The 26,688-nt window shown below is 62.0% G+C and carries 23 protein-coding genes; 13 read left to right on the top strand and 10 right to left on the bottom strand.

The features are described from left to right. Positions 1-286: 286 nt before the first annotated feature. From EEB13_RS25660 to EEB13_RS25640, 5 genes are read right to left on the bottom strand one after another with little or no spacing between them, the layout of a single operon-like run. Positions 287-1,339 (bottom strand): acyl-CoA dehydrogenase family protein, encoded by a 1,053-nt coding sequence (locus tag EEB13_RS25660; protein ID WP_045068544.1) that lies wholly within the window; start codon positions 1,337-1,339, stop codon positions 287-289. Then, entirely contained in the window at positions 1,336-2,301 is a 966-nt protein-coding gene (locus EEB13_RS25655) for an acyl-CoA dehydrogenase family protein (protein WP_045068546.1), read from the bottom strand. Before EEB13_RS25655 ends, EEB13_RS25660 begins: the two co-directional genes overlap by 4 nt. Then, positions 2,298-3,458 (bottom strand): acyl-CoA dehydrogenase family protein, encoded by a 1,161-nt coding sequence (locus tag EEB13_RS25650; protein WP_141486539.1) that lies wholly within the window; start codon positions 3,456-3,458, stop codon positions 2,298-2,300. The genes EEB13_RS25655 and EEB13_RS25650 overlap by 4 nt, the downstream gene beginning before the upstream one ends. Then, a complete protein-coding gene (locus EEB13_RS25645) occupies positions 3,458-4,330 on the bottom strand; it encodes an enoyl-CoA hydratase (protein WP_033232406.1) in 873 nt (290 codons plus the stop codon). Before EEB13_RS25645 ends, EEB13_RS25650 begins: the two co-directional genes overlap by 1 nt. Beyond that, on the bottom strand, positions 4,327-5,868 hold the full coding sequence (locus EEB13_RS25640) for a FadD3 family acyl-CoA ligase (RefSeq protein ID WP_033232405.1): 1,542 nt from the start codon (positions 5,866-5,868) through the stop codon (positions 4,327-4,329). Before EEB13_RS25640 ends, EEB13_RS25645 begins: the two co-directional genes overlap by 4 nt. A gap of 55 nt (positions 5,869-5,923) precedes the next feature. On the opposite strand from EEB13_RS25640, the gene EEB13_RS25635 reads away from it, so the two are divergent. The 4 genes from EEB13_RS25635 (at position 5,924) to EEB13_RS25620 (ending at position 9,857) form a co-directional block, all read left to right on the top strand. Next, positions 5,924-7,153 carry an acyl-CoA dehydrogenase family protein gene (locus EEB13_RS25635; protein ID WP_033232403.1) on the top strand — a complete coding sequence of 410 codons (1,230 nt, stop codon included), beginning with the start codon at positions 5,924-5,926 and terminating at the stop codon, positions 7,151-7,153. After that, positions 7,154-7,966 (top strand): SDR family oxidoreductase, encoded by an 813-nt coding sequence (locus EEB13_RS25630; protein WP_033232401.1) that lies wholly within the window; start codon positions 7,154-7,156, stop codon positions 7,964-7,966. Positions 7,967-8,040: 74 nt separating this feature from the next. After that, entirely contained in the window at positions 8,041-8,697 is a 657-nt protein-coding gene (locus EEB13_RS25625) for a TetR/AcrR family transcriptional regulator (protein WP_045068555.1), read from the top strand. Between the two features lie 11 nt (positions 8,698-8,708). Further along, complete coding sequence (locus tag EEB13_RS25620; RefSeq protein ID WP_033232400.1) at positions 8,709-9,857, top strand: acetyl-CoA C-acetyltransferase; 1,149 nt, start codon at positions 8,709-8,711, stop codon at positions 9,855-9,857. A gap of 51 nt (positions 9,858-9,908) precedes the next feature. On the opposite strand, the gene EEB13_RS25615 is transcribed toward EEB13_RS25620, so the two are convergent. Both EEB13_RS25615 and EEB13_RS25610 read right to left on the bottom strand, forming a co-directional pair. Continuing rightward, positions 9,909-10,097 carry a DUF4333 domain-containing protein gene (locus EEB13_RS25615; RefSeq protein WP_233363987.1) on the bottom strand — a complete coding sequence of 63 codons (189 nt, stop codon included), beginning with the start codon at positions 10,095-10,097 and terminating at the stop codon, positions 9,909-9,911. A gap of 114 nt (positions 10,098-10,211) precedes the next feature. Continuing rightward, positions 10,212-11,609 (bottom strand): cytochrome P450, encoded by a 1,398-nt coding sequence (locus EEB13_RS25610; RefSeq protein ID WP_095888217.1) that lies wholly within the window; start codon positions 11,607-11,609, stop codon positions 10,212-10,214. Between the two features lie 95 nt (positions 11,610-11,704). Here EEB13_RS25610 and EEB13_RS25605 point away from each other — a divergent pair, with 95 nt between their 5' ends. Next, positions 11,705-12,304, top strand: a complete 600-nt coding sequence (locus tag EEB13_RS25605; protein WP_092806210.1) for a TetR/AcrR family transcriptional regulator — start codon at positions 11,705-11,707, stop codon at positions 12,302-12,304. 16 nt (positions 12,305-12,320) lie between these two features. Here EEB13_RS25605 and EEB13_RS25600 read toward each other — a convergent pair whose 3' ends face one another. Beyond that, on the bottom strand, positions 12,321-13,199 hold the full coding sequence (locus EEB13_RS25600) for a bile acid:sodium symporter family protein (protein WP_095888218.1): 879 nt from the start codon (positions 13,197-13,199) through the stop codon (positions 12,321-12,323). A gap of 128 nt (positions 13,200-13,327) precedes the next feature. On the opposite strand from EEB13_RS25600, the gene EEB13_RS25595 reads away from it, so the two are divergent. The 6 genes from EEB13_RS25595 (at position 13,328) to EEB13_RS25570 (ending at position 18,242) form a co-directional block, all read left to right on the top strand. Further along, positions 13,328-13,600 carry a DUF2277 domain-containing protein gene (locus EEB13_RS25595; RefSeq protein WP_033232393.1) on the top strand — a complete coding sequence of 91 codons (273 nt, stop codon included), beginning with the start codon at positions 13,328-13,330 and terminating at the stop codon, positions 13,598-13,600. Between the two features lie 5 nt (positions 13,601-13,605). Further along, entirely contained in the window at positions 13,606-15,027 is a 1,422-nt protein-coding gene (locus tag EEB13_RS25590; RefSeq protein ID WP_095888219.1) for an alpha/beta hydrolase, read from the top strand. A 67-nt stretch (positions 15,028-15,094) separates the two neighbouring features. Then, positions 15,095-16,090, top strand: coding sequence for an aldo/keto reductase (locus EEB13_RS25585; RefSeq protein ID WP_033232391.1), 996 nt, complete (start codon positions 15,095-15,097; stop codon positions 16,088-16,090). 44 nt (positions 16,091-16,134) lie between these two features. Next, positions 16,135-17,409, top strand: a complete 1,275-nt coding sequence (locus EEB13_RS25580) for an MFS transporter (protein ID WP_092806214.1) — start codon at positions 16,135-16,137, stop codon at positions 17,407-17,409. A 53-nt stretch (positions 17,410-17,462) separates the two neighbouring features. Further along, positions 17,463-17,888: a DUF6325 family protein gene (locus tag EEB13_RS25575; RefSeq protein ID WP_045068561.1), complete on the top strand. Its 426-nt coding sequence runs from the start codon at positions 17,463-17,465 to the stop codon at positions 17,886-17,888. Positions 17,889-17,924: 36 nt separating this feature from the next. Further along, the gene (locus EEB13_RS25570; RefSeq protein WP_045068564.1) at positions 17,925-18,242 is read left to right on the top strand and encodes an SHOCT domain-containing protein; all 318 of its coding nucleotides are present in this window, start codon (positions 17,925-17,927) and stop codon (positions 18,240-18,242) included. Between the two features lie 3 nt (positions 18,243-18,245). Here the strand turns inward: EEB13_RS25570 and EEB13_RS25565 are convergent, their stop codons facing one another. After that, a complete protein-coding gene (locus EEB13_RS25565; RefSeq protein WP_141486538.1) occupies positions 18,246-19,226 on the bottom strand; it encodes an endonuclease/exonuclease/phosphatase family protein in 981 nt (326 codons plus the stop codon). Positions 19,227-19,476: 250 nt separating this feature from the next. After that, on the bottom strand, positions 19,477-20,892 hold the full coding sequence (locus tag EEB13_RS25560) for a WS/DGAT/MGAT family O-acyltransferase (RefSeq protein WP_141486537.1): 1,416 nt from the start codon (positions 20,890-20,892) through the stop codon (positions 19,477-19,479). A 428-nt stretch (positions 20,893-21,320) separates the two neighbouring features. On the opposite strand from EEB13_RS25560, the gene EEB13_RS25555 reads away from it, so the two are divergent. Both EEB13_RS25555 and htpG read left to right on the top strand, forming a co-directional pair. Beyond that, on the top strand, positions 21,321-24,596 hold the full coding sequence (locus EEB13_RS25555; RefSeq protein WP_141486536.1) for a protein kinase domain-containing protein: 3,276 nt from the start codon (positions 21,321-21,323) through the stop codon (positions 24,594-24,596). 100 nt (positions 24,597-24,696) lie between these two features. After that, positions 24,697-26,625, top strand: coding sequence for a molecular chaperone HtpG (gene htpG / locus EEB13_RS25550; protein ID WP_045068594.1), 1,929 nt, complete (start codon positions 24,697-24,699; stop codon positions 26,623-26,625). The last annotated feature ends 63 nt before the right edge of the window (positions 26,626-26,688 follow it).

Here is a 26,688-nt window from a genome sequence, read left to right as displayed (position 1 = left end):
GCCGCAATCCAATTTACGTACAGCGCAAGGCTGTACGTAGCGCGGCGCTGGTCGGGTCACCGCGAGATGAAAGGAGGAATCCTGCTCGCCGACCATGCATTCCCCAACCGCCATGAGTCACGGGTGGAGCGAGTTTGACGCCAAAGCTCTTTGACCGTATTCCTGCTGCGAGGTCTTCGGCGAGCGTTAGGGCGAAAGATGCAACTTCGTAACGTGATCGTGCTGTGTGCTCGACACAAAAGCCCCCTCGGCCTTTGTGAGGCTGAGGGGGCTTCGGGTGTCGTTGCTACAGGCCAGCGGCCGTTGCCAGCTCGGGCAGGTATGCACTCGGCTGGCCGAACAACTGCGCGCTGCTGTGCGCGCGCTTGAAGTACAGCTGAGCGTCGTGTTCCCAGGTGATCGCGATTCCGCCGTGCAACTGAACGGCTTCGGAGGTGATCTGCTGGAAGGCCTCCGAGCAGTACACCTTGGCGATCGCTGCGTCACCGGCTGACTGTGTGGCCACCGCGGCGTAGGTCATGGACCGTGCCGTCTCGACCAGCGTGTACATGTCGGCCATCCGGTGCTTGAGGGCCTGGAAGGACCCGATTGCGCGACCGAACTGTTTGCGAGACTTCGTGTATTCCACCGTCTGTTCGACGATGGCTGCGGCAGCACCCACCTGTTCGGCGGACAGTGCAATCAAGACGACCGTTCGGATGCGATCGACCAGATCCGCAGACCATGCGAGAGGCCGCCCGCGAACACCGGAGAACGTGACCTCCGAGAGCGTGCGAGTCGGGTCCATGGTGGGGACGCGTCGGCGGGAAACACCTTCGGCTTCGGGATCGACTTCGTAGAAACCGTCGGCCGTCAGCACCAGCAAGGTGTCGGCGACGTGTCCGTCGAGGACATAGGCAGCGGTGCCGTTCAACGCGTCTTCAGTGGCGGAGACTCCGAAGGAATCCCAACCGCTCGCACCCGCCCAGCACAGTGCAAGTGTGCTTTCGCCGGCAGCAACGCCGGGGAGTAGACGCGAGCAGGCGTCGGCATCGCCCGAGAGCAACAGGGCCTGCGCAGAGAGAATCGCGGAACCCAGCATCGGCGACGGCGTCAGCGTGCGTCCGAGTTCTTCCTGGACCACATGAACTTCCGCCAAGCTTGCTCCGACGCCGTCGAACTCCTCGGGAATCGCCAGCGCGGCGACGCCGATCTGCTCGCACAGCTTGCTCCACAGCGCGGCGTCGTAACCGTTGTCCGTGGTGATGGCGGCGCGGACGGAAGCTGAGTCTGAATGCTTGCTCAGGAGATCGCGTACCGACGCGCGCAATGCTGCCTGGTCTTCGGTGTCGATGCTCATGACGCAACCAGGGATGCGACGACCCGGGCGCGGTGCTCGGACGGAGTGCCCCACGCGGTAAGCAATGCTCGTACCTTGGTGAGCCACAGCGAGAGATCGTGTTCCATCGTGTATCCGATGGCGCCGTGAACCTGCAGTCCGACGCGAGCGGCCTTGTAGGCAGCATCGCCGCAGGCAACCTTGGCGGCGGAGATGTCACGCGAGGCATCGGTCGACTGATCGCGCACCGACAGCGCGGCGCCGTGCAGGAGCGGGCGAGCCATTTCGAGAGCGACGGCAACCTCGGCCAGGTGGTGCTTCATGGCCTGGAACTGTCCGATGACCTTGCCGAACTGCTTGCGCTGCTTTGCGTATTCGGTGGTGACCTCGAGGAGAGTCTGCCCGAGGCCCTGAAGCTGAGCAGCAGTGGCGAGGGCGCCCATGTCGAAGGCAGCCGAGAAGTCGGCGGAGCCGAGCGACTCGCCGGCGGATACCTCGAAGAGCTTGCGCGAGAGGTCAACCGACGCCTTGGCTTCGCCGGGAACGCCGAGGCTGACTGCGCCGTCCTGTGCCAGCAGAACCAGGTCAACAGAGTTGGCATCGAGCGCAAACGGCGTGTGCGGGGGAGCTGCGACCGTAGCGAGCGAACCTTCGGCAAGAGCGGAGAGACGCTCGGGTGCAACAGAAGCCAGCAGAGTCGGTGCTACTGCGATGGTTTCGACGACCGGGCCAGGTACCGCATGGCGACCGAGCTGCTCGAGAGCAACAACCAGGTCGACGGCGTCGGCGCCCAGGCCGTCATGCTCTTCGGCGATGACAAGTCCGTTGACGCCGGTCTCGGCGAGGCGCTGCCACAGCTTCTTGCCTGGTGCGGTGTCACCGTCGTTCCAAGAGCGGATGACGGCGGGCATGTCGGACTTGGTGAGCAACGCATCGATGCTCGCAGCGAAGTCCTGGTGGGAGGAGTCGAGCGCGAATCTCATCGGTCCGCCTTAGGTAGGCCGAGCAGCCGCTCAGCGATGACATTTTTCTGAATCTCGTTGGTGCCTGCGTAGATCGGGCCGGACAGGGAGAACAGGTATCCGTCCATCCAGTTGTCGGCCAGTTCGGCTTCTGGGCCCTGCAGTTCGAGGGCGGTCTCGTGGGTAGCGATGTCCCACTCGGACCAGAAGACCTTGTTGATCGAGGATTCGGCGCCGAGTTGCCCACCGTCGGCGAGACGGGTGACGGTCCCGAACGTGTTGAGCTGGTAGGCGCGTGCGCCGATCCAGGCGTCGGCGACCTGATTGCGCAGAGCGCTGTCGTCCGTGCGTCCGCTGGCCTTGTACAGCTCGAGAAGGCGGTCGACGGTCGCGAGGAAGCGGCCGGGGCTACGCAGCGAGAGGCCACGCTCGTTGCTGGCGGTGCTCATCGCGACGCGCCATCCTTCGTTGACGCTGCCGATCACACCGGACTCACCCGGGTTGGCCGGGTCGTCGGGAACAAAGACGTCTTCGAGGAAGATCTCGGCGAAGCCGGGCTCACCGTCGAGCTGATCGATCGGACGCACGGTGACGCCGGGCGAACGGAGGTCGAACATGAAGTAGGTAATGCCCTTGTGGCGCTGCGCATCCGGATCGGAGCGGAACAGTCCGAAGCCCCAGTCCGCGTAGCTGGCGCGTGAGCTCCACGTCTTCTGGCCGTTGAGCAGCCAGCCGCCGTTGACCTTCTTCGCGCTCGAACGCAGGCTGGCGAGGTCGGAACCGGACTCGGGTTCGGACCAGGCCTGTGCCCAGATATCGTCGGCGCGTGCCATGCGCGGCATGATGCGTGCCAGCTGCTCGGCGTTTGCATGTTCGAAAAGTGTGGGAGCCAGCAGGAAGATGCCGTTCTGGCTCACGCGTCCGGGTGCACCCGAGCGGTAGTACTCCTCCTCGAAGATGACCCACTCGAGTAGCGACGCGTCGCGGCCGCCGAGTTCCTTGGGCCACGAGACAACGGCGTAGCCGGCGTCGGCGAGAGTGTGCTCCCACTGACGGTGCTCTTCGAAGCCCTCGGCGGTATCCATCGACTTCAGGGGAGTGGCGGGCACATTCGCCTCCAGGAACGAGCGGACCTCGTCACGGAATGCGGTTGTGGCGTCGTCGAATACGAGATCCACTAGTTTGTTCCTTCCTGCGGTGTGCGAGCACTGGCAGCCATAGCTTTGGCGTCGAGACCACCAAGCGAGTCTTTGCCTACCTCGGCGTTGTGAGCGTGAGCGAAGTGATGCAGACCGAAGACGGAATCGATGCCGTTACGCATCCCCATCTGATCCTCACACTGGTTGACGGCCTTCTTGGTGAGTGCCAATCCGAAGCGCGGCATCTCGGAGATGCGTTCGGCAAGTGCAAACGTCTCCTTCTCGAGATCGTCGCGGGAAACAACGCGGTTGACCATGCCGATTTCGTAGGCACGTTGCGCGGTGAACCGATCGCCGGTGAAGAGCATTTCCTTGGCAAATCTCGAGCCAACCATCCACGGATGGGCAAAGTACTCCACGCCGGGGATGCCCATGCGGACAACGGGATCGGAGAAGAACGCGTCGTCGGCGGCGACGATCATGTCGCAGACCCATGCGAGCATCAGGCCGCCCGCGATGCAGGCGCCCTGGACCATGGCGATTGTGGGTTTGGGGATCTCCCGCCACCGGCGGCACATTCCCAGGTACACCTCCATCTCGCGCGCGAAACGTTGGTCACCACCGGGCTTGTCGACGTGATCCCACCACATGGCGGCTTTGTTCTCGTACTCGACGTGATGGTCGCGGCCCGGAGTTCCCAGGTCGTGTCCCGCACTGAAGTGCGGGCCGTTGCCTGCCAGGACGATGACTTTGACGTCGTCGTCATCGACAGCGCGCTGGAAAGCGGCGTCGAGTGCGTACGTCACCACCGAGTTCTGGGCATTGCGGTAGTCGGGACGGTTCAGGGTCACGACGGCCACAGTGCCGCGGACCTCGTAGGTCACGACATCGGCTTCGAAAGGAACGGTCATGACTGTTCCTCGCGCAGAACTGTTTTGAGGACCTTGCCGGAGGGATTACGAGGGAGGTGATCGACGAAGCGCACTTCGCGCGGCACCTTGAATCCGGCGATCTTCTCCTTGAGGAAAGCGATGACGGATTCTTCGGTCAGTCCGGCACCGTCGAGCTGAGCGATGTAGACACGGCCCACCTCACCCATCCGGTGATCGGGAATGCCGATGGCAGCCGATTCGTGGACACCGGGCAGGCGAGCCAGCATTCCTTCGATCTCGGCGGGGTAGACATTGAAGCCGCCGCTGACGTACATGTCCTTGAGACGGTCGGTGATGTCGAGATATCCACGCTCGTCGAGGGTTCCGACGTCTCCGGTGTGCAGCCAACCGTCGGCGTCGACGGCCTTGGCTGTGGACTCGGGATCGTCGAGATATCCGAGCATGACGTTCGGTCCGCGAAGCAGGATCTCGCCCTGGTCGCCGATCTTGACCTCGAAATCAGCCGTCGCGCGGCCCGAGCTCGTGGACACCGTGACCGGGTCGTCGTCGGTGCGGCACATGGTGGCCACCACTGCTTCGGTCAGGCCGTAGGCGGTGAGGACTGCGTCGAACAGTTCGCTTTGCATGCGCTCGACCAACGCGACGGGAACCGGTGCAGCGCCCGTGATGGCGATGCGCAGCGACGAGAGGTCGTACTCGCCGCGGCGGGGGTGATCGAGGATCGTCTGGTAGATCGTCGGCGCGCCCGGGAGGATGCTGACCTTCTCGCGGTTGATCAGTGACAGGGTCTCGTCGATGTTGAAGACGGACACCGGCACGATGGTTGCACCGTTGAGAAGGCAGACCAGAATTCCGGCCTTGTATCCGAAGGTATGGAAGAAGGGGCTGATGATCAGGAAGTTGTCATCGGCAGTGACCTCGGCATTGTCTCCCCATGCCTGTGCGACGCCGATCGACTGGCGATGAGCGCTGATGGCGCCCTTGCTGCGACCCGTCGTACCGGAGGTGAAGAGGATGTCACTGACATCGTCGGGCGTCACCGCTGTAGCCCGAGCGTCGGCTTCGGTGCGGGTGTCGTCCGTCGCGAGGGCGAGGAAGTCCTCGAACTCGATGACGCCGGCGCGAGCGTCGTCGCCGTCTACCGGTACGCGGATCACCGTCGGAATCGACAGGTCGGGATTAGCGTCGAGCAACTGCTGGTATCGATCGGCCTTGAGGAACTTGCCGACGACTACCAGGGCAGCCGCGTCGACGCGCTCGACGATGTCGAGTGCCTCGGTGCCCGTGTATCTGGTGTTGATCGGGATAATTGCTGCTCCGGCGTACTGCGCGCCCAGCAGTGCAATCACCCAGTGGTGGGTGTTGGGCGCCCAGATGACAACACGGTCGCCTGCCTTCACTCCACGTGTGATCAGTGCGCCCGCAAAATCACGAACACGCTGGTGCAACTGTGCAAAGGTCAGTCGGGTGTCGCCATCGGCAATTGCCGCGAGCTCACCGAACTCCTCGGCGGCCCTGATAAGGGCTGATGGGATGGTTCTCGGTTGATCGGTCACTGGACTCCTACCTGACACGCTACCTAGCAAGTGCTTGGTAGGTTATCTTACATATGTGGACCAGAGCGAGAGCCCGGACGGGCAGATGACCGACGACGAGTTTGCGGCAGAAGTTTCGCAGTGGCTGGCAGAGAACCTGACCGGCAAATTTGCCCAGCTCAAGGGTAAGGGCGGACCGGGCAGCGAGCATGAGTTCTTCGAGCAACGCCTCGAGTGGGACAAGCATCTCGCGGCCGCGGGCTGGACGTGCCTTGGATGGCCGAAGGAGTTCGGTGGCCGCGGAGCGACCATCTCCCAGCAGGTTGTCTTTCATCAGGAGTACGCGAAGTCGGGTGCCCCGGCACGCGTCAGTCACATCGGCGAGGAACTTCTCGGTCCGACCCTGATCGCTTACGGAACCGACGAGCAGAAGCGTCGCTTCCTTCCGGGCATCAACACGGTCAGCGAGCTGTGGGCGCAGGGGTACTCCGAGCCCGGAGCCGGCTCCGACCTTGCCAACGTCTCGACGACGGCCCGTCTCGAAGACGGCAAGTGGATCATCAACGGCCAGAAAGTGTGGACGTCGCTCGCGCACGTTGCGCAGTGGTGCTTTGTCGTGTGCCGCACCGAGGTCGGATCCAAGCGTCACCAGGGCCTGAGCTTCCTGCTGGTGCCCTTGGATCAGCCCGGTGTGACCGTGCGTCCCATCCAGCAGCTCACCGGCACCTCCGAATTCAACGAGGTCTTCTTCGACGACGCCGTCACGGACGCAGACCTCGTGGTCGGCGAACCGGGCGAAGGCTGGAAGATTGCCATGGGCCTGCTCACTTTCGAGCGTGGTGTGTCCACACTCGGTCAGCAGATCGGGTTCGCCCGCGAACTTCAAGGCGTCGTAAACCTGGCGAAGGCCAATGGCAGCGACCAGGATCCGCACATCCGCGAGAAGATCGCCCGCGCCTGGGTCGGGCTACGCGTCATGCGCGCCCACGCTATGCGTACTCTCGACGCGGTCGACGCCGGAACCGGTGGCGGCGAAGCGTCCGTCGCAAAACTGTTGTGGGCCAACTGGCATCGCGACCTCGGGCAGCTCTCGATGGACGTCCAAGGTGCGTCGTCGTTGGTTGCACCGTGGGAGAATTCCGAAGGCCAGCCATCGGACATCACCGATCCCGAACATCTCGAGTTGGACGAGTGGCAGCGACTGTTCCTCTTCACTCGCGCCGACACGATCTACGGCGGCTCCAACGAAATTCAGCGCAACATCATTTCCGAGCGTGTGCTCGGTCTTCCCCGAGAGGCTCGCTAAATGTCTGACTCCACAGTGGTTTCGCCCTTGTCCGTAGCGCCGGAGGAAACTCCGGGCCACGGATTGCTGAAGGGCAAGAAGGCCGTCATCACCGCCGCCGCGGGAACGGGTATCGGTTTCTCGACCGCGCGTCGTGTCCTGATGGAAGGCGGCGACGTCCTCGTCTCCGACTTCCACGAGCGTCGTCTCGGTGAGACCGTCGAGAAGTTGAAGGCCGAATTCCCTGGCCAGCAGGTCGAATCGATCATCTGCGACGTCTCCAGTACCGCACAGGTCGACGCACTCTTCGACGGCGCAGCCGAGAAGCTGGGTCGCATCGACATCGTGGTCAACAATGCAGGCCTCGGCGGGGAAACACCGGTCGTCGACATGACCGATGACCAGTGGGATCGTGTCATCGATATCACCCTCAACAGCACGTTCCGTGCGACGCGCGCCGCACTGCGCTACTTCAAGAGCGTCGAGCACGGCGGTGTTCTCGTCAACAACGCATCGGTTCTCGGCTGGCGTGCACAGCATTCGCAGGCCCATTACGCAGCGGCCAAGGCCGGCGTCATGGCCCTGACGCGTTGCAGTGCGATCGAGGCTGCCGAGTACGGCGTCCGCATCAACGCCGTCTCGCCGTCCATCGCCCGCCATGCCTTCCTGGCGAAGGTCACCAGCGAAGAACTGCTGGACCAGTTGGCGTCCGGTGAGGCCTATGGCCGCGCGGCCGAGGTGTGGGAAATCGCTTCGGTGATCGCGATGCTGGCGAGCGACTACACGACATACATGACCGGTGAGATCGTTTCTGTTTCTTCGCAGAGGGCGTAGGCCTGCCGTGCGCCTTTCTGGTAGCACCGACTACCAGAAAGGCGCACAGTGAAGCCCTGGATAGGATTGAAATCATGACGCCATCCCGAAATTCCGACGACACTGCAGGAAAATCCGGTCGCCGCGACGAACTTCTCGCGATCGCAGCCGGCCTGTTTGCCGACCGCGGAGTACGGGCGACGACGGTACGCGATATTGCCGATGCAGCCGGGATACTGTCGGGCAGTCTCTATCACCATTTCGATTCCAAGGAGTCGATGGTCGACGAGATTCTGCACCAGTTCCTCGACGACTTGTTCGGCAAGTACCGCGAGATCGTGGCTGCAGGTCTTGACAGTCGGGCAACGCTCGAAGCGCTGATCGTCACGTCGTACGAAGCGATCGACGCGTCGCATTCGGCCGTCGCGATCTATCAGGACGAGGTCAAGCACCTGGTAGCCAACGAGCGATTCTCGTACCTGGTCGAACGCAACACCGAGTTCCGGGACCTGTGGGTGGGAGTGCTCGAGGCGGGGGTCGCCGACGGAAGTTTCCGCTCCGATCTCAATATCGAACTGGTCTTCCGCTTCATGCGCGACACCGTCTGGGTTGCCGTGCGTTGGTATCGGCCGGGTGGCACATTGACCGCGCACACTGTTGCAGCTCAGTACCTCGCAATTGTTCTCGACGGACTCTCTGATCCGTCTGCGGCAGCTGCCGCACCCAAAACTACTGCTGCACTATCGAACTAGGAGTAAAGATCATGTCCGAGGTTTACATCGTCGATGCTATCCGCACCCCGATCGGTAAGCGCGGCGGCGCACTGTCGGGAGTGCACCCCATCGATTTGGGCGCACACGTCATCAAGGCGGTTGTCGAGCGCACCGGTATCGATCCGGCAGAGGTCGACGACGTCATCTTCGGTTGCGTCGACGCCATCGGTGGCCAGGCCGGCAACATCGCCCGCATGTCTTGGCTCGCAGCAGGATTGCCGCAGCACGTTCCCGGTGTGACGGTGGACCGTCAGTGTGGTTCCAGCCAGCAGGCCGTCCACTTCGGTGCACAGGCAATCCTCTCCGGCACCGCAGACCTGATCATCGCCGGTGGCGTGCAGAACATGAGCCAGATCCCGATCTCGGCAGCCATGATCGTCGGCCAGCAGTACGGATTCGACACTCCCTCTTCCGGTTCCGTCGGCTGGACCGAGCGTTACGGCGATCAGGAAGTGTCGCAGTTCAAGGGCGCAGAGATGATCGCCGAGAAGTGGGATGTCAGCCGCGAAGACCTCGAGAAGTGGGCACTGCAGAGCCATGAGCGCGCCAAGGCCGCCATCGCAGCAGGCCGTTTCGACAACGAGATCGTCACCATGGGCGACGCGACCGTCGACGAAGGCCCCCGTGAGACCAGCCTCGAGAAGATGGCGTCACTCAACGTCCTCGTCGAAGACGGCCGGATGACAGCTGCTGTCGCAAGCCAGATCTCGGACGGAGCGAGCGCACTGCTCCTGGCGTCGGAAGAAGCCGTCAAGAAGCACGGCCTCAAGCCCCGCGCCCGGATTCATCACCTCAGCGCTCGCGGTGACGACCCCATCTTCATGCTCAGCGCGCCCATTCCGGCAACGCAGCATGCGCTGGAGAAGACGGGTCTGACCATCGAGGACATCGACATCGTCGAGATCAACGAGGCTTTTGCTCCCGTTGTCCTCGCGTGGATCAAGGAAATCGGCGCGGATCCGGCCAAGGTCAACGTCAACGGTGGCGCAATTGCCCTCGGTCACCCGCTCGGCGCCACCGGCACCAAGCTGATGGCAACGCTGCTCAACGAGCTCGAGCGCACCGGTGGACGCTACGGCCTGCTCACCATCTGCGAGGGTGGCGGCACCGCAAATGTGACGATTATCGAGCGTCTCTGACAAATCTGCTGTGCCGTTGTTAACCGCCCGCGGTAAACAACGGCACAGCAGTTAGTTCGGGGTATCCGCCACCTGCACGTCGAACTTGACGTTGTCGCCGTCGACGCTGGTCACAGTTCCCGTCACGTCGTATTCGGTGCCCTGGTCGGTCAAGGCGCACACGACGGTCGCACCGACCTCCGCGTCGAGTCCCTCTGGGCAAGTGACGTCGTCGGGTTGCCCTACCGACAGTCGCTGCAAGCTGGCTGGACATCTGGGCTGCGACTTTGTCGGCAGGTACCTGCTTGTCGCCGACGCTGACCGATGCCGAGCACGCGCCGGAAGCCAGTGCGGCACCTACGCAGATTGGCCAGGTCAGCGTCGGCGAACCGACAGCGTGAACCCCTCCGGCATCAGGGTCAGACGCTCGACAACTTTCAACCGGTACTCGGGATCCGGTTCGACGGTGTACTTCTGCAGGATCGTTCCCAGAACGAGAACTGCCTCATGGATGGCGAATTGTCTTCCGATGCAAGCGCGTTCGCCGGTTCCGAAGGGCTTGTACGTGTGGGCGGGGCGCGCCTTGATGTTTGCGGGCAAGAATCTGTCCGGATCGAAGGCTTCCGGATTGTTGCCCCACACGGGATCTCGGTGCAGCGACGGGATGAGGACAAGCATCCAGTCGCCCTTCTTCATCGGGTATTTGCCAATCAACGTGGTGTCCTGCCGAGCGGCGCGGGCATAGGCCGGGGCCGTCGGCCACAGCCGCAGTGATTCGTCGAGGACGCGTCGGACGTACCTCAGTTTTGCGATCTTCTCGAATGCCGGTTCTTCCGTGCCCCACACGGCATCAACTTCCGCCTGCGCTTTGGCCAAGACCTCCGGATTCTGCGACAGGTAGTAGAGCGCGAACGACAAAGCGCCGGAGGTTGTTTCATGCCCAGCGACCAGGAATGTCACGACCTGGTGCCGGATGTTCAGCTCGTCGATCCGGTTGGGATCATTCTCCCGGGCAGCGCGCAGCATCAGTTCCAGAAGATCTTCGTGTGCGCCGCCGGGGCTCTCTCGCCGAGCGCGGATCACCTCGTCCACAACTTCGGCCATGTACGCCTTGCGCACGTCGTCGCGTTGGTCTGCTCGCCGTGCGAGGCGTCGGCCGAGGGCTGTGGATTTGAGGAACGTAGTCCGCTGTGAATGGGACAGGGTGCCGATCATCGCCTTCACAAACGGATGCTGTTCTTCGCGTTCGAACGAATCGAAGGAGTAGCTGAACCCAGTGCGACCGATTGTCTCGAGCGTCAATTTGGTCATGTCAGCCGAGATGTCGATGGGGGAGTCGGTGCCATGACGGTCCCAGTACGCAACCAGTTCGCCGGCCACGTCGAGCATCGTGCGGTGGTACGAGCGCATGGCTGTCTGGCTGAACGCGGGAGCCAGAAGATTGTGGGCCTTGGCCCAGTTCGGTTCGCTGTTGTAGGCCGTGAAGAGTCCGTCGCCGCCGATCCCTCGTAGGGCTTTGACGCCGGGTGCCAGGTGTTTTGCAAACCTGGACTCATCGGAGAGGTCGGCAACCATGTCTGCGCCGGATACGAAGACAAAGCGATTTCCGACTACGTTGCGTTCGAAGATCGGGCCGAGTTCGCGGCCGATGCTCACGGAGTTCTGCAGTGGTGTCGAGGCGTTGACACCCAGAATGTCGCCGAGGAGCGGGAGGCGCCAGGCCGGATGCGGAATAGCAGGCGCGCCCGTGTTCGGCGTTGCGTCGACGCTCATCGTTGTCCCCCGAGAAGAGTTCGCTTACTGAATTGGTGTCTAGTACGCAAAGTACGCCTTACTGAATCGGTGTCAAGTAGTAATCTGAGTTCGCCATGGTCACCCCACGTAAGCGTCTCGATCGCGAGCAGCGACGCACGCAACTCCTCGATATCGGTGCGCAACTATTTGCCGACCGGTCGTACGAGGATGTCTGGATCGAAGAGGTCGCCGAAATCGCGGGCGTCTCGCGTGGGCTGATGTACCACTACTTTCCGACCAAGCGCGACTTCTTCGCGGCGATAGTCGAGCGAGAGTCCCAGCACCTCCTCGACGTGACGGCGCCGGATTCGACGCTGCCCATCCAGGAGCAAATCGCTGCTGGGCTGGATGCCTACTTTGCGTACGTGAAGTCGCACAGTAAGGGAGTGCGCGCAATCAATGTCGGGACGTTGTCGGCTGAAGCGGGTATCCGGGCAATAGTCGAGCGCGAGTTGGAACAGCAACAGATTCGGATCCTCGACGCGCTGGGATTCGACGACGAGCGCAGGCAGATTGCCGCTGTTGCGGTGCGCGGCTGGATCGCCTTCGTTCGTGCCGTATGTCTGAACTGGCTCGATCAACCGTTGATTCCGCAGGAAGAACTGCGTGTGATCTGTCTTCGCACTCTTGCCGGGGCACTCGGAACAGATCTGAGCAGCGCGCAAGAGAACTAGCGAAAACAGGCTGATCTCAGTCGATCTCGGCCATGTTTCGAGATTTTCGCGTGATGGCCGCACCGAATGCCGCTGCCAACGGGAACATCACGACGCCGTAGACCGCGGCCGGTACTGCCAGACGCACGTTGTCCATCAAGCTGACGGCAATGGTGATGGCCAAGGTGCTGTTGTGGATCCCGATTTCCATCGAACTGGCAATGGCTTGGCGGTCCTCGATACCGAAAAGCTTGGGAACGATGTATCCGATCGACAGACTCAGCAGGCAGAACAGTGCTGCGACAACTCCGATGTCGACGAGGTAGTCCGCAATGTTCTCGCGCTCCGATATGACAGTGCCGACTATGACCAGCGCCAGCACGATGGCCGACCCGATGCGCACCGGCTTGTCCATTCGCTGGGCAAAAGCGCTACTGCGCAGGCGAACCCACATCCCGATTGCCACCGGAATCAGGACGACGGCAAAAACCTGCACAACCTTCGTGAACTGGAGGCCGAGGGTGCCGTCGGCGTCGGTAGGTTCGAAATAGCCGAGGGCGAAGTTGGTGATCACCGGCAGGGTAACCACGGCGATTACTGAATTTACTGCTGTGAGTGTCACATTGAGCGCAACATCGCCGCGAAAGAGGTGGCTGAACAAGTTGGCTGTGGTGCCGCCCGGCGATGCTGCCAGGAGCATCATGCCGACAGCGAGCAGGGGATCGAGATCGAAGGCGGTGACAAGCCCGAACGCGGCGGCCGGCAGCAGTATCAACTGGCAGACGAGGGCGATCGAGACTGCTTTGGGTGCTTTTGCGACACGGGCAAAGTCCTCGAAGGTCAGTGAGAGTCCGAGGCCGAACATGATGATCGCGAGTGCAATCGGAAGACCGACCGATGTGAGAGCTGAGTCCATGTGGCCACTTCCAGTCACTTGGGGAGAATTTTACTGAAACTACCGTGATGCTTGGGTTTGCGTGGCCATTTGGATGCATTCGTGTATCGGTCCGTGACGAGGTGGCTGAGCGCGGTTATCGTCGAACTATGTGCCGAAACATCACCGAACTCCGAGGACTCGAACCAGCTGCCACAGCGGAGGAGATCGAGGCAGCCTCTCGCCAATACATACGTAAGGTGAGTGGGATTGCCAAGGTCTCCGATGCCAATCGTGATGCCTTTGAACAGGCAGTTCGGGAGGTCACCGAAACCACGACGCGTTTGCTGAGTGCACTGCCGCCGCGCAAGCAGCCACCCCAAACCGTCCCGCCGTTGCGTCGACCCGAGGTTCAGGCTCGAATCGCTGCTCGTTCGTCCTGACCCGAGTGGATCTCACTGACATCGACGTGTGGGACGTCGAACCACTCGAACAACTTGCCGGTGGACTCGAGGGTGTCCTGGTTGCGCACCGTGTTCGAGACATGCGACGACGGCTGGACTTGTTGCGCAGGGAGGCTGCCTCCGACGAATTACAGATCCGCGAAGACGGTTCGGTATCGGCAGTCGCTCCCATTGCAGAAGGGCATCCCCTTCACGTTCACGCAGAGCTGCTCTCGGCTGCCGCGCGTGAGTTGATCGGGGAAGCTCTGCTGGTATCCGCGGATCTGCACCACGCACTGTCCGTGCGGTCGCAGGTGGGTACGGATCTGCGGGACAAGGCTTTTCGTGTCAACGAAGAGTGGCGCGGTTTCAGTCCGGCGCGCCGACGAGAAATAGTGCAGCGCGCGCCGGATCTGATTGCGAATCTCGACGGTATCCCGACAGGTGTGCGCAGTCCGGTGAATCTGCGACGTGTGCAGGCCGAACGGGCACGGCTACAAGATGATTCGGTGCGTATCTCTCAGGAACTGCACCGCGAATACTTCGGTGGCCGTTTGAGCAATACCGGTGCGGGCCTCTGGTATGCGCAGCGCAAACTCGAGGATCTGAATGCGCTGGACGAGCTGCTGCACGAACAACCCGATCGTAAGCTGGTCCTGATGGATATGCGTTCCGGCGAGCGCGGGTTTGCCGCGATAGCGATCGGCGATCCGGATACGGCTGATCACATTGCCGTGACCGTTCCGGGGCTCAACACCAATGTCAAGGACTCACTGCGCGGAATGGTCGGGGAGGCAACACGATTGCGCGACGAGGCACAGCGTCAGCTCCACAGTGCCGGACGTGACGAAAGCGTTGCCACGATCGCCTGGATCGGATACGACGCCCCTCAAGTCATCGGCCCCGGAAAATTCGACCTCGGTCGGGCAAGTTTCGACGTGAGCCGTTCCGCGAAAGCGGGTATCGCGGCCGATGCGCTGGGGAGCTTCTTTCACGGCCTGCGAGCGGGCGCTGCGAACCCGGATGTGCACATCACCGCACTCGGCCATTCCTACGGCTCCCTCGCGACTTCGCTTGCGCTGCAACGGGGTGCCAGCGCATCGGTCGATGATGTGGTGTTCTACGGATCTCCGGGTGTGCGAGCAAAGGTGGAGGCGGATCTCGGGATCGCGGATCGGCACGTCTACGTCATGAAGGCCGAAGGGGACAGTATCGCCGGCTTCGGGCGCTTCGGTGGTGATCCGACGCGTACGGAGTTCCAGCGATTGTCCACAGCGGAGGGAATCACCCCCGACGGCGTGAAACATGAACGCGCCTTCGGGCATGCGGAGTACGCAAGAACCGGAGACAACGGTGAATTGCGGATGACAGGCTACAACCTCGCGGTTGTGGTGGCGGGGTTGCCGGAGCTTGCTGTCCTGGCCTGAATGCGCCGCCGGTAGTTTCGGTACAGACTGTGAGGGTTGTTCCTTCATTCGATCTCGAGGAGTGTTCATGCCTGTTTCCACCGTCACCCTGGCCGAAGGTCTGACCGTCAGCGCGCAGGGCTACGGCGCTATGTCGGTAGCCCCCGTGTACGGCCCGGTGGATCCGGCAGAAGCACTCGCGACGCTTCATCATGCGGTGGATATCGGGATCACCTTCATCGACACTGCAAACATCTACGGCGACGGTGCGAGCGAGCGGGCCGTGGGTAAATTGCTCGAAGGTCGGCGCGACGAGGTTCAGTTGGCCACCAAGTTCGGGTTGGTGGGCGGCATGTCGGCAGGTCAGCGGGGGATCAACGGCGATCCGGCCTACGTGGCACAGGCGCTCGAGGAATCGCTCGGTCGACTCGGCGTCGACCACGTCGATCTCTACTACCTCCATCGTGTTGATCCGAGCGTTCCGATCGAGGACACCGTGGGCGCGATGGCAGAGCAGGTGAAGGCCGGCAAGATCCGCCACATCGGGCTTTCCGAAGCAACGGGAGACGAACTGCGCCGCGCCTATGCGGTCCACCCCATCTCCGCGATTCAGTCCGAATGGAACATCTCGAGTCGCGACGTGGAGAACAAGGTGGTTCCCGCCGCCGCTGAGCTCGGCGTGGGATTTGTTCCGTTCTCTCCCGTGGGACGAGGGTTCCTCGCCGGGTCGTTCGATCCCAGCGAGTGGGGCGAGAACGATCTGCGTCGACGCTTCCCGCGTTTCACGGAGTCAGCGCTTGTGACAAACCAGAAGGTGCTCGACGTCGTGCGTGACGTGGGCGCCGAATCAGGAGCCACTCCGGCGCAGGTGTCACTGGCGTGGCTCGACGCCAAGGGACGGCATTACGGTCTGCCGTCGGTGTCCATTCCGGGCACTCGTTTTGCGGCGCGCGTGAGCGAGAACGCCGGCGCACTGGACATCGTGCTGACCGAGGATCAGATCGCCCGACTCGACGCGCTTGCGGCCATCACCGAAGGGGAGCGTTCGGCAGATCTGAACTGGATCTCGCAAGGCCGCGAGTAGTCAAAGCCGTAAGCCTGGCGAACTACTAGTAAGATAACTGCGCGATGAAAAAAGTGTGGTTGGTGTGGGGTATCGGTGTATTCGCGTACGTAATCGCCGTCCTTCACCGCACTTCATTTGGTGTCTCGGGTCTGGCTGCAGCAGAACGTTTCTCGATTACTCCCAGTGTGCTGTCCAGTTTCGTAGTGCTGCAGATCGTGGTGTACGCGGGTATGCAGATCCCGGCGGGAGTGCTTCTCGATCGATACGGCTCTCGCATCATGATCGGCGTCGGCGCGTTCATTCTGACGTGTGCGCAGCTGACGTTGGCGTTCACGGAATCGCTGCCCGTCGCGATTGGCGCACGCATCGCGGTCGGGGCCGGCGACGCTCTCACCTTCATCTCCGTGCTTCGACTGGTTCCGCAGTGGTTCCCACCGCGGCAGGTACCACTGGTGTCACAGTTCACGGGAATTCTCGGTCAACTGGGACAAGTACTTTCGGCCCTGCCGTTCATGTTGCTGCTGACCGGGACCGGTTGGACGCTGGCGTACGGCAGCGCGGCCGGTCTGGGGCTACTCGCTTTTGCATTGGCGCTCAGCCTGATTCGTGATTCTCCGCCGGGAACCGAGATTGTTGCGGTTCCCGCCGGGGCAAAGGAGATCGGCCGCCAGATCAAGACGGTCTGGATGCGTCCGGGCACACGCCTCGGTTTCTTCAGTCACATGGGTACACAATTCTCGATCACGACATTTGCGCTGTTGTGGGGAGTTCCGTACCTGTCGTCGGCGCAAGGCCTCGACGCCGCAACAGTCGGTTCGCTACTGACACTGTCGGTGATCTCCGCCATCGTCGCGGGCCCCATCCTCGGCATCCTCACCGGCCGCTACCCGATGCGCCGATCCTGGCTCGTTCTTTCCATCATGGTGAGCAGTGCGGTGATGTGGACGATCGTGCTGGCCCGCAGCGAACCGTCACCGCTGTGGTTGCTGACGATATTGATCATCGTGATTTCAATCGGCGGTCCGGGTTCGGTGATCGGCTTCGACTACGCCCGCACGTCCAATCCCAGTTCGTCGATGGGCACCGCTCAGGGAATGGTCAATATCGGTGGATTCCTGGCGTCGTTGATCGTGATCCAGGTGATGGGCGTGATTCTCGGCCACATGGGCGGCTACACCTTCGACGGCTTCCGGGTGGCCTGGTTGGTTCAGTACCCGGTCTGGATTCTCGGCATCATCGGTGTGCTTGTCACCCGGGGCAAAGCCCGACGCCAACTCGAGGCAGACGGAGTTCGGTTCCGTCCGATGCGCGAGGTTCTCCGAGGTCGTCGGCAGTAATTCATCCGCGACGGGTGAAGCGAGTGCATGTGCGCTCGTACCACCCTTGATGGATGAACGATCCATTGGACATCGGCCCGGTTGAATTGGTGGTGCTGGGGTTCCCAGGTTCGAGAGTGGACCCGGATACCGTCGCCGCATTGCAGAATATCGTCGAGCGTGGGTTCGTGACCCTGCTCGATCTCGTGTACATCGCCAAAGATCTCGATGGCAGCATCAGGCAGGTCGACGTCGATGAAGACCTCACCGACATCGGCCTGGCGATCCTGTCGATCGAGGCAAAGGCTCTGATCAGCGACGAGGATCTCGACGTGGTTCGTGAGTCCCTGGAACCAGGTACCTCAGCGGCAGTCATCGTCTACGAGCAGACGTGGGCGCGAGACTTCACCACCAAGGCCCGCGCAGGCGGTGGCGAGGTAGTTCTCCATGTTCAGATCCCACACGACGTCGTAGTGGCCGCAGTCGCTGCGGCGCTCTAGGTAGCTCAGGCATCGTCTCAAGCAGAGGAGATCAGCATGGTTTTTCGAGGTGGACGCAGAGGACGGCCGGGATTGCTCGGCACCGTCGCGCGCACAGCAGTGGTGGCCGGAACGGCAAAGGCGACGTCCAATGCCATGGATCGGCGTAGCCAGCGGAAGGCGAGCGAGCAGCAGGCGCAGTATGAGCAGTACGAGCAGCAACAGGCGCCGCCCCCGCAGCAGCAGGCCGCCCCGGCAGCGCCGCCGGCCGGTGACGACCTTGTCTCGAAGCTTCAGGAACTAGGTCGATTGCATCAATCGGGGGTCTTGTCCGACGAAGAATTTGCGGCGGCAAAAGCGCGGTTGCTCAGTTAGCTTTCACGCCAGCGTGATGTCGGCAATCAGACCGTGATGGTCGGATCCTTTGACGTCGATACGCTCGAGTGACGTCGCCACCGCGCCTCTGGTGAGGATGTGGTCGATGCCGACTATCGCGGGATACGGCTTGTCGGTCGGGTAGGTCGGGATCAGACCCGCACCTACCTGATCGGCTGCGCTGACGTACCCGTTCGTGAGGAGATCACGAAACTCCTTGTGTGAGTAAGTTGCATTGAAATCTCCGCTCGCTATGACGTTATCGCGACCGTCGACGTCGGCCAGGTAGCTGCCGAGCGTGCGCTGTTCCGCTGCCCAGACCGAGGCGGGCGAGATGTACGGCGGTGCGGTGTGGACGGCAAACAGTGTGACCGGCTGCGCCAGGCCGACATTCAACTCGGCCGCGAGTGTTTCGGGGGAGAATCCGTCCAAACTTCGTGTGGCGGACAGAGGGAAGCGACTGTAAATTCCCGCTCCACCTCCGCCGCCGCCATAGGGAACCAAGAACTGGTGGGGCAGAACATCCTCGAGCCCAGCGGTTTTCAGCGCGTCGGCCGCACCTGACGTCAACTCCTGCACCGTCAACACGTCCACGTCTCGATCGCGGACGGTGGCAACCAGAGATTCCGGGTCCGCTGAACCGACCATCAGGTTCGCCTGCATGATTCGAATGGACGGTCCGTGCGCGGCGCCGGTCGGCCCACCCACGTACAGCGGACCCACCGACCACGCGAACAGGCCAAGGACTACCGCCGATCCTGCGCACAAGATCCAGCGTCGGCCGAAGCCTGCCGCCACCCCACCGATCAAGGGTGCAAGCATCGCCACCGGGGCGAAGGACGCCAGAACAATCACCACATTGCGCTCTACGGCCAGGCGCGTTGCGATCAAGGCAACAAGCCCGACGACGATTCCCGCCACCCCGATAATCGTCGCGAGGCGACGTAGAGTTCGTCGTCGGGTTGTTGTCGTATCGGTGTGCATGTTCTCTATAGAAGCAGAACACCAAGATTCAGAGTCCGTGTCAGATGGTATTTCTTGCCCTGCGGTCCCGGTCACGGTCGGCGAACATGACCTCCATCCGAGCTTTGATCTCTGCGGTACTGATTGCTCCACCGCGTGGGGCAGAGTTCGTGGCGGTAATCGGGGATGTCGGGGATTGCGGAATCTGGAAGCCCATGGTGAATGTCCCTGTCCTGGTTGCGGATGTGGCGATCGTTGCAGGAGTGGTGGATTACAGGCCGGCGCCGGTTTCGAGGAGTTCGAGTTCGGTGCCTAGGTGATCGAGCAGCGGGTTGAGGTCCGGAACGGCTCTTCGGCAGCTGGTCAGCCCGAATGAAATTTGATCGTCGCTGCTGGTGCAGGTGATGTTGAGGGCTTGTCCGGTTGTCGGGATCGACAGCGGGTGGAGGGTGTCGAGACGGAATCCGTTCCAGTACAACGGTGTACGCGGACCGGCAATATTGGAGATGATGATGTTGAACGGTGGCCGCTGCGGTCCCCGCTGCCCGACAAGCATTTCCATTCCGAGGGGAGCGATTCCGAGGGCGCTCATGGCGAGCACCTGGGCGGGACTCATCGCGCGGAGTGAGTCTTTTCCTTCATTCATGCAATTGCGTATCACGTCGAGTCGGTCTGTGGGGTTGTCGAGGTGAGTTGCCAAGTTGCACATAAGCAGTCCCACGCGATTGCCGCCAGGGGTGCGATCGTCGGCGTTGTCGTCGGCGCGCAATGACACGGGAACCATGGCAACCAAGGGGGCGGACGGTAGCGCGTCTCGCTCGTGCAGGTAGTGGCGGAGGGTGCCGGCGGACATTGCCAGAATGATGTCGTTGATGGTGGCGTCGGAGTGCTTGGCCAGCAATCGGATCCGTTCGAGAGGGAAGGAACGGGCGGCGATGTGGCGGCTTCCACCGATCGGAACGTTGAACAACGAGTGGGGCGCGGTCACGGAGACAGCGCTGCCTTTGCCGCGTACGGCGCGGTCCATGGTGCGGACCGTCGTCGGTATCAGTCCGGCCACCTCACCGACGGCGGCCCGAGATGCTCCCCACAAGGTTGCAGGTAGGGACGATCCTTGCGCGCTGGACTTTGCCGAGACCGGTGTCGGCACCGATCTCAGTGAGTGCGGAACCTGCCAGGGGGCGGACATGTTTCGACGGTGGGGATCTTCACTCATGCTCTCGCGGAGCAGCCTCATCGCGCTGGCTCCGTCGGCGAGGGCGTGGTGGATCTTGGTGTACACGGCGTAGCGGCCGTCGGTGAGCCCTTCGATCAAGTGCATTTCCCATAGTGGGCGGCTGCGGTCGAGCAGAGTGCCGTGCAATCTCGAGATCAATGCGGTGAGTTCGGTCATGCCGCCCGGGGTGGGAAGTGCATCGCGGCGTACATGGTGCTCGATGTCGATCTCGTTGTCGGCGAGGGTTTCCCATCCCCACTGGCCAAGCGAGGTGAGGGAGCGCCGGGCCCGCTTACGGAACACTTCGGCTACTTTGCCGCCGGTGAGGGCGATATCGAACATCGCGCGCATGTCGGTTGCGGATGCTCCGTCGGGTGGGGTGAAGATCGCCAGGCCACCGACGTGCATCGGGTTCTCGCGGGACTCGCCGAGAAGAAATAGCGAATCGGTGGGTGCCATCGGTAACAGCATGCATGTCCTTCACTCATGAAGTCGGGGTTGGTGCGCGTAGGTCTTCCCGAGAACTGGTATTCGAGTGGGTGTTATCGATCGGTCGTGGACTTTCGGCGTGGTCGAAGTCACATTGAAGTATCTCGCTATCGGTTCTACAGCCCGGGCACGGTCGGCGCTATTCGACATGTCAGGGCACTGACCTGGACGTTTGCTTAGGTGGCAGGTAGGGCATTGTGGGTTGAAACTAATCATCAAAATGAAGTGATATGTCTCACATTTCGAGTGTTGGTCGGTACCTGCGTCCGTTCCGACCGCACTCCTTTTTTGAGGCGTCTGCGCCCGGGTCGCGAAAGTGCGCTGCGTTGACGGCCAGGCCCGTGTGGGCACATTATCGAGAGGTAACGCGACGGTGCATCATCGACGATGCCGCGGAATCGAAGTAGCACATGGACGAGAACGATCCACTCCAAACGCGTCGTGACGTGCTTCCGTTCATTTCGGATGAGCTGCGAGAGGCGGGATTCGACGATGCCCGTGAGATCGGGCGCGGCGGCTTCGGTGTGGTGTACCGCTGCACGCAGGCCGGGCTGGACCGCACGGTGGCCGTGAAGGTCCTTACCGCCGACCTCGACGAGGAGAATCGGGCGCGCTTCTTTCGGGAACAGCGAGCGATGGGGCGACTGACCGGGCATCCGAATATCGTGGGTGTCCTGCAGGTTGGAACCACCGATACCGGTCGTCCCTACTTGGTGATGCCCTACCACCGTCAAGGGTCCGTCGACACCAAGATTCGCGAGAACGGCCCGCTCGACCTGGAGGAAGTCCTGCGGCTCGGGGTGAAGATGGCGGGGGCGCTCGAGACCGCGCACCGACTCGGCATTCTGCATCGCGACGTCAAGCCTGCCAATATTCTGCTCACCGACTACGGCGAACCGGCCCTGACGGACTTCGGAATCGCACACATTGCAGACGGTTTCAAGACCGCGACCGGCACTGTCACGGGCTCGCCCGCGTTCACTGCCCCGGAGGTTCTCGGTGGTGAACCGCCAAGTCCCGCCTCGGATGTGTACGGGCTCGGGGCCACTCTGTTCAGCGCCCTCACCGGGCACGCGGCATTCGAGCGCCGCAGCGGCGAGCAGGTTGTTGCCCAGTTCCTACGGATCACCGCGCAACCGGTACCCGACATGCGCGAGCACGGTTTCCCCGACGACGTATGTGCCGTCATAGAGAAGGCAATGTCCCGCGATCCAGGGGACCGTCCTTCTACGTCGGTGCTCGGTGAGAATCTTAGGGAGTTGCAGGTCCGCCGCGGTTTGCCGGTCGATGAGATGGCGCTACGCGCCGCCCCAGTGGCCGACCCACGGGATCCGCAGCCGCCGTCGGCGCGATGGCATCCACCCGCATCGCCGGTGGCTCGGAAAGCCGATAGAAATCTGCCGCTGGAGCTGACGAGCTTCGTCGGTCGTCGCACCGAGCTGGCGGAGGTGAAGAATCTGCTGTCGGTGTCCCGGCTGGTGACGTTGACGGGGATCGGTGGTGTCGGTAAGACGCGTCTCGCATTGCGGGTCGCGAGCAATGTCCAGCGGGATTTCGCCGATGGCGTGTGGCTGGTCGAGCTGGGCGAGTTGCACGACGAGTCGCTTGTGGTCGGCGCGGTGGCCGCAGAACTCGGTGTGCGCGACCAGTCGTCGCGGCCGTTAACGGAGATTTTGGTGGAGTTCCTGGCCACTCGGACATTGCTACTGGTCCTCGACAACTGCGAGCAGGTGATCGATGCCGTGGCGGGATTGGCCGAAGTGCTGCTGCGTGCGTGCCCGCAGCTGCGGATTCTGACGACCTCGCGCGAGCCCCTGGGTATCGGCGGGGAATCGGTATTGCGAGTGTCCCCGCTAGCGGTCCCCGACCCGGATCGGGAGCCGTCGCTGCGGGGCTTGCCCCGGTACGACGCGTTGACGTTGTTCGCCGAACGTGCGGCCGCTGCGGTGCGCGGCTTCGAAATCACGGAGGAGAACAAGGCGACGGTAGCCCGGATCTGCCAGCGTCTGGAAGGGCTGCCGCTGGCGATCGAGCTGGCGGCTGCCCGACTGCGCGCGATGTCGCCCGAGCAGATCCTGCAGCGGCTGGACGATCGTTACACGCTCCTGACCAGCGGCAGCCGGGGCGCGCCGACGCGTCAGCAGACCTTGCGATGGAGTATCGACTGGAGCTACGACTTGTGTACGCCCGGCGAGCAGCATCTCTGGGGCAGGTTGTCGGTGTTCGCGGGAAGTTTCGAACTCGACGCGGCGGAGGAGATATGTCGTGGCGACCTGACACCCGAGGGGCTGCTCGACACGTTGGGGTCGCTGGTGGACAAGTCGATCCTGATCCGGGAGGAATCGGACACAGTGGTTCACTTCCGATTGCTCGAGACGCTCCGTGACTACGGCCGGGAGAAGATTGTCGAGACCGGCGAGTACGAGGTGCTGCGTCGTCGGCACCGGGACTGGTACCAGCAGTTGGCGCTCGACGCGGCAGCCGGATGGATCAGTCCCCGGCAACTCGAGTTGATTGATCGGCTAGACCGGGAAGTTCCGAATATGCGGGAAGCGCTCGAGTATTGCCTCTCCGACAACGACGACGGAGTCGCTGCCGGACTGAGTATGTCCACCGCGCTTTATCACTTCTCGCTGACTCGCGGTCTGTACACCGAGTCGCGGCATTGGCTCGATACTTTCCTGGCTCGCGACGCCGGAAAGCCCACGGTGGAACGCATTTGGGCGATACACGCCGACAGCCTCCTGGCAGTGGTGCAGGGCGATCTTTTGGCAGCAACCGCGTTGGTGGAGGAGGGGCACGCTCTTGCCGAGCACCTCACCGACCCCCTTGTTCACGGACTCCTCGACCAGTTGGACGGGATGCTGGCGCTTTATCGCGATGATCTTCCCCGCGCATCCTCGGGGCTGGAGAGCGCACTGGAGGTTTTCGACACTCGTGGTGATCTCACACTGCAAGTGGGCGTGCTGCAGATACTCGGGTTGGTGTACGAGCTGCTCGGTGAAACGAAGCGGTCTGTTGGCTGTTACGAAAAAGCGCTCGCGATCTGCGAATCTCACGGGGAATCGGTCTATCGGTCGTACACCCTGTGGGCCATGGCTGTCGCGGTGTGGCGGCAGGGTGATCAAGATCGTGCCGTGGCGTTGCTCGGGCAGGCGTTGCAGCTCACCGAGCAGGTGAACGATCCACTCACCTGCTCGGCATGTCTGGAGGTGTTGGCCTGGATTGCCGCCGCGGAACCGGATCCTCGACGCGCCGCCGTGCTGATGGGAGCAGCAGAGGAGTTGGGTCACTCCGTGGGCAGCATTACGATCGTCTTTCCCTCCCTGCAGCCTTACCACGAGGAAGGTGCGGCGACGACGCGGCGTGCATTGGGAGAGAAGGCATTCGGGACGGCACGTCGTCAAGGTCGACTCATGAGCATGAATGAGGCGGTCGCATTTGCGCTCGGCCGGCAACCTCTGGATACAACGCCCACCGGGGCGTCGGTGGTGCTGACCAAACGTGAGCGTGAGGTCGCCGAACTCGTCGCTCAGGGACTGACGAACAAACAGATTGCTGCCAAATTGGTGATCTCGCTCCGCACCGCACAGGGCCATGTGGAGCACATTCTCACCAAACTCGGATTCAACTCGCGTGCGCAGATCGCAGCATGGGTGGTCGAGAAGTCGGGCGGGCAGGCCTGAATGTGCTGCGCACAGCAAGTGATTCGCGGGCGCCGTTCCTGGGCATTCGAGGTCAAGTAAAATCCCCGGGACCAGTAACGAAGAAGAGAAAGGGATCGAAGTGACCGCGCATACCGAGCAGCTCGAGTTCCAAGCAGAAACACGTCAGCTGCTGGATTTGATGGTTCATTCAATCTATTCGAACAAGGACAGTTTCCTTCGTGAGTTGATCTCCAACGCTTCGGACGCGCTGGACAAACTCCGTCTCGAGGCATACCAGGACAAAGACCTCAACGTCGACGTCTCCGATCTTCATATCGAGATCGACATCGACAAGGACGCACGCACGCTCACGATCCGCGACAACGGCATTGGTATGTCGCGTGACGAGGTCGTCGACCTGATCGGCACGCTCGCGAAGTCCGGCACTGCCGAGGTCCGTCGCAAGCTCAAGGAAGCAAAGGATGCCGCAGCTTCCGAGGAACTGATCGGCCAGTTCGGTATCGGTTTCTACTCCACGTTCATGGTCGCGGACAAGGTGACGCTGCTGACCCGCCGCGCCGGTGAAGACCACGCGACGCGCTGGGAGTCGACCGGCGAAGGCACGTACACGCTCGAGCATGTGAACGAGGCGCCGCAGGGCAGCTCCGTGACACTGCATCTGATGCCCGAGGATTCCGAGAACGGCCTGCACGACTACACGTCGGAATGGAAGATCAAGGAACTGGTCAAGAAGTACTCCGACTTCATCGCGTGGCCCATCCGTATGGATGTCGCTCGCACGTCGACGCCGGCCGAGGGTGAAGAGCCCGAGGTCACCATCGAGACCGAGACCATCAACTCGATGAAGGCTCTGTGGACTCGCTCCAAGGACGACGTGTCCGAGGAGGAGTACAAGGAGTTCTACAAGCACGTCAGCCATGCGTGGGACGAGCCGCTCGAGGTCATCCCGATGAAGGCCGAAGGTACGTTCGAATACCAAGCGCTGCTGTTCATTCCGTCGACGGCGCCGTTCGATCTCTTCATGCGTGAGCGCAAGGCCGGCATCCACCTGTACGTCAAGCGCGTCTTCATCATGGACGACTGCGAAGAGTTGGTGCCCGACTACTTGCGTTTCGTCAAGGGTGTTGTTGACGCACAAGATCTCTCGCTCAACGTCTCTCGAGAAATTCTGCAGCAGGACCGTCAGATTTCGGCGATCCGTCGTCGACTGACCAAGAAGGTCCTCTCGACGATCAAGGACATGAAGGCAAACGAGCCCGAAAAGTACTCGACCTTCTGGACCGAATTCGGCCGCGCGCTCAAAGAAGGCCTGATGGCCGATGCCGACAACCGTAAGACGTTGCTCGACATCTCGTCTTTCGCCTCGACCAACAGTGAAGACGGCGTGACCACTCTCGCCGAGTACGTCGAGCGCATGAAGGACGGTCAGGAACAGATCTACTTCATGACCGGCGAATCTCGCCACCTCATCGAAAGCTCCCCGCACATGGAGGCTTTCAAGGCCAAGGGCCTCGAGGTTCTGGTTCTCACCGATCCGGTCGACGAGATGTGGGTCGACGCTGTTTCGGACTTCGACGGCAAGACCTTCCAATCGATCGCCAAGGGTGAGGTCGACCTCGACACCGAGGACGAGAAGAAGGCAGCCGAGGCTGAACGTGAGGAGAAGGAAAAGGAATTCGGTGCGCTGCTGACGTGGCTGACCGAAACCTTGTCAGACGACATCAAGGAGACGCGGCTCTCGACGCGACTCACCACGTCGGCTGCCTGCATCGTCGGCGACGCATTCAGTATGTCGCCGACGCTCGAGAAGATGTACCGGGCGTCGGGGCAGCCGGTTCCGCACAGCAAGCGGATCCTCGAACTCAACCCGTCGCATCCTCTCGTAACGGGTCTGCGCGATGCGCAGGCGGCAGATGGTTCTGCTGAAAACCTTACGGAGACAGCGCAATTGTTGTACGGGATGGCATTGCTCGCCGAGGGTGGCGAGTTGAGCGATCCGGCGCACTTCACGCGCCTGCTGGCTGACCGTTTGGCTCGCACCGTCTGATCTTCGTTCCCGTTCGGTTGAACTCCCGGCATTCGCCTTCATCGGCGGATGCCGGGAGTTTTT

The sequence above is a fragment of the Rhodococcus sp. WS3 genome (assembly GCF_003797085.1).
In the GTDB taxonomy this organism is placed as follows: domain Bacteria; phylum Actinomycetota; class Actinomycetes; order Mycobacteriales; family Mycobacteriaceae; genus Rhodococcus_F; species Rhodococcus_F globerula.
This window is presented reverse-complemented; position numbering and strand designations above follow the sequence as displayed.

Bases quoted from the DNA above. Each gene is read 5' to 3' on its own strand.
- EEB13_RS25660 (WP_045068544.1), bottom strand. From the start codon at position 1,339: ATGAGCATCGACACCGAAGACCAGGCAGCATTGCGCGCGTCGGTACGC.
- EEB13_RS25655 (WP_045068546.1), bottom strand. From the start codon at position 2,301: ATGAGATTCGCGCTCGACTCCTCCCACCAGGACTTCGCTGCGAGCATC.
- EEB13_RS25645 (WP_033232406.1), bottom strand. From the start codon at position 4,330: ATGACCGTTCCTTTCGAAGCCGATGTCGTGACCTACGAGGTCCGCGGC.
- EEB13_RS25630 (WP_033232401.1), top strand. From the start codon at position 7,154: ATGTCTGACTCCACAGTGGTTTCGCCCTTGTCCGTAGCGCCGGAGGAA.
- EEB13_RS25625 (WP_045068555.1), top strand. From the start codon at position 8,041: ATGACGCCATCCCGAAATTCCGACGACACTGCAGGAAAATCCGGTCGC.
- EEB13_RS25620 (WP_033232400.1), top strand. From the start codon at position 8,709: ATGTCCGAGGTTTACATCGTCGATGCTATCCGCACCCCGATCGGTAAG.
- EEB13_RS25610 (WP_095888217.1), bottom strand. From the start codon at position 11,609: ATGAGCGTCGACGCAACGCCGAACACGGGCGCGCCTGCTATTCCGCAT.
- EEB13_RS25605 (WP_092806210.1), top strand. From the start codon at position 11,705: ATGGTCACCCCACGTAAGCGTCTCGATCGCGAGCAGCGACGCACGCAA.
- EEB13_RS25600 (WP_095888218.1), bottom strand. From the start codon at position 13,199: ATGGACTCAGCTCTCACATCGGTCGGTCTTCCGATTGCACTCGCGATC.
- EEB13_RS25595 (WP_033232393.1), top strand. From the start codon at position 13,328: ATGTGCCGAAACATCACCGAACTCCGAGGACTCGAACCAGCTGCCACA.
- EEB13_RS25585 (WP_033232391.1), top strand. From the start codon at position 15,095: ATGCCTGTTTCCACCGTCACCCTGGCCGAAGGTCTGACCGTCAGCGCG.
- EEB13_RS25580 (WP_092806214.1), top strand. From the start codon at position 16,135: ATGAAAAAAGTGTGGTTGGTGTGGGGTATCGGTGTATTCGCGTACGTA.
- EEB13_RS25575 (WP_045068561.1), top strand. From the start codon at position 17,463: ATGAACGATCCATTGGACATCGGCCCGGTTGAATTGGTGGTGCTGGGG.
- EEB13_RS25570 (WP_045068564.1), top strand. From the start codon at position 17,925: ATGGTTTTTCGAGGTGGACGCAGAGGACGGCCGGGATTGCTCGGCACC.
- EEB13_RS25565 (WP_141486538.1), bottom strand. From the start codon at position 19,226: ATGCACACCGATACGACAACAACCCGACGACGAACTCTACGTCGCCTC.
- EEB13_RS25560 (WP_141486537.1), bottom strand. From the start codon at position 20,892: ATGCTGTTACCGATGGCACCCACCGATTCGCTATTTCTTCTCGGCGAG.
- EEB13_RS25555 (WP_141486536.1), top strand. From the start codon at position 21,321: ATGGACGAGAACGATCCACTCCAAACGCGTCGTGACGTGCTTCCGTTC.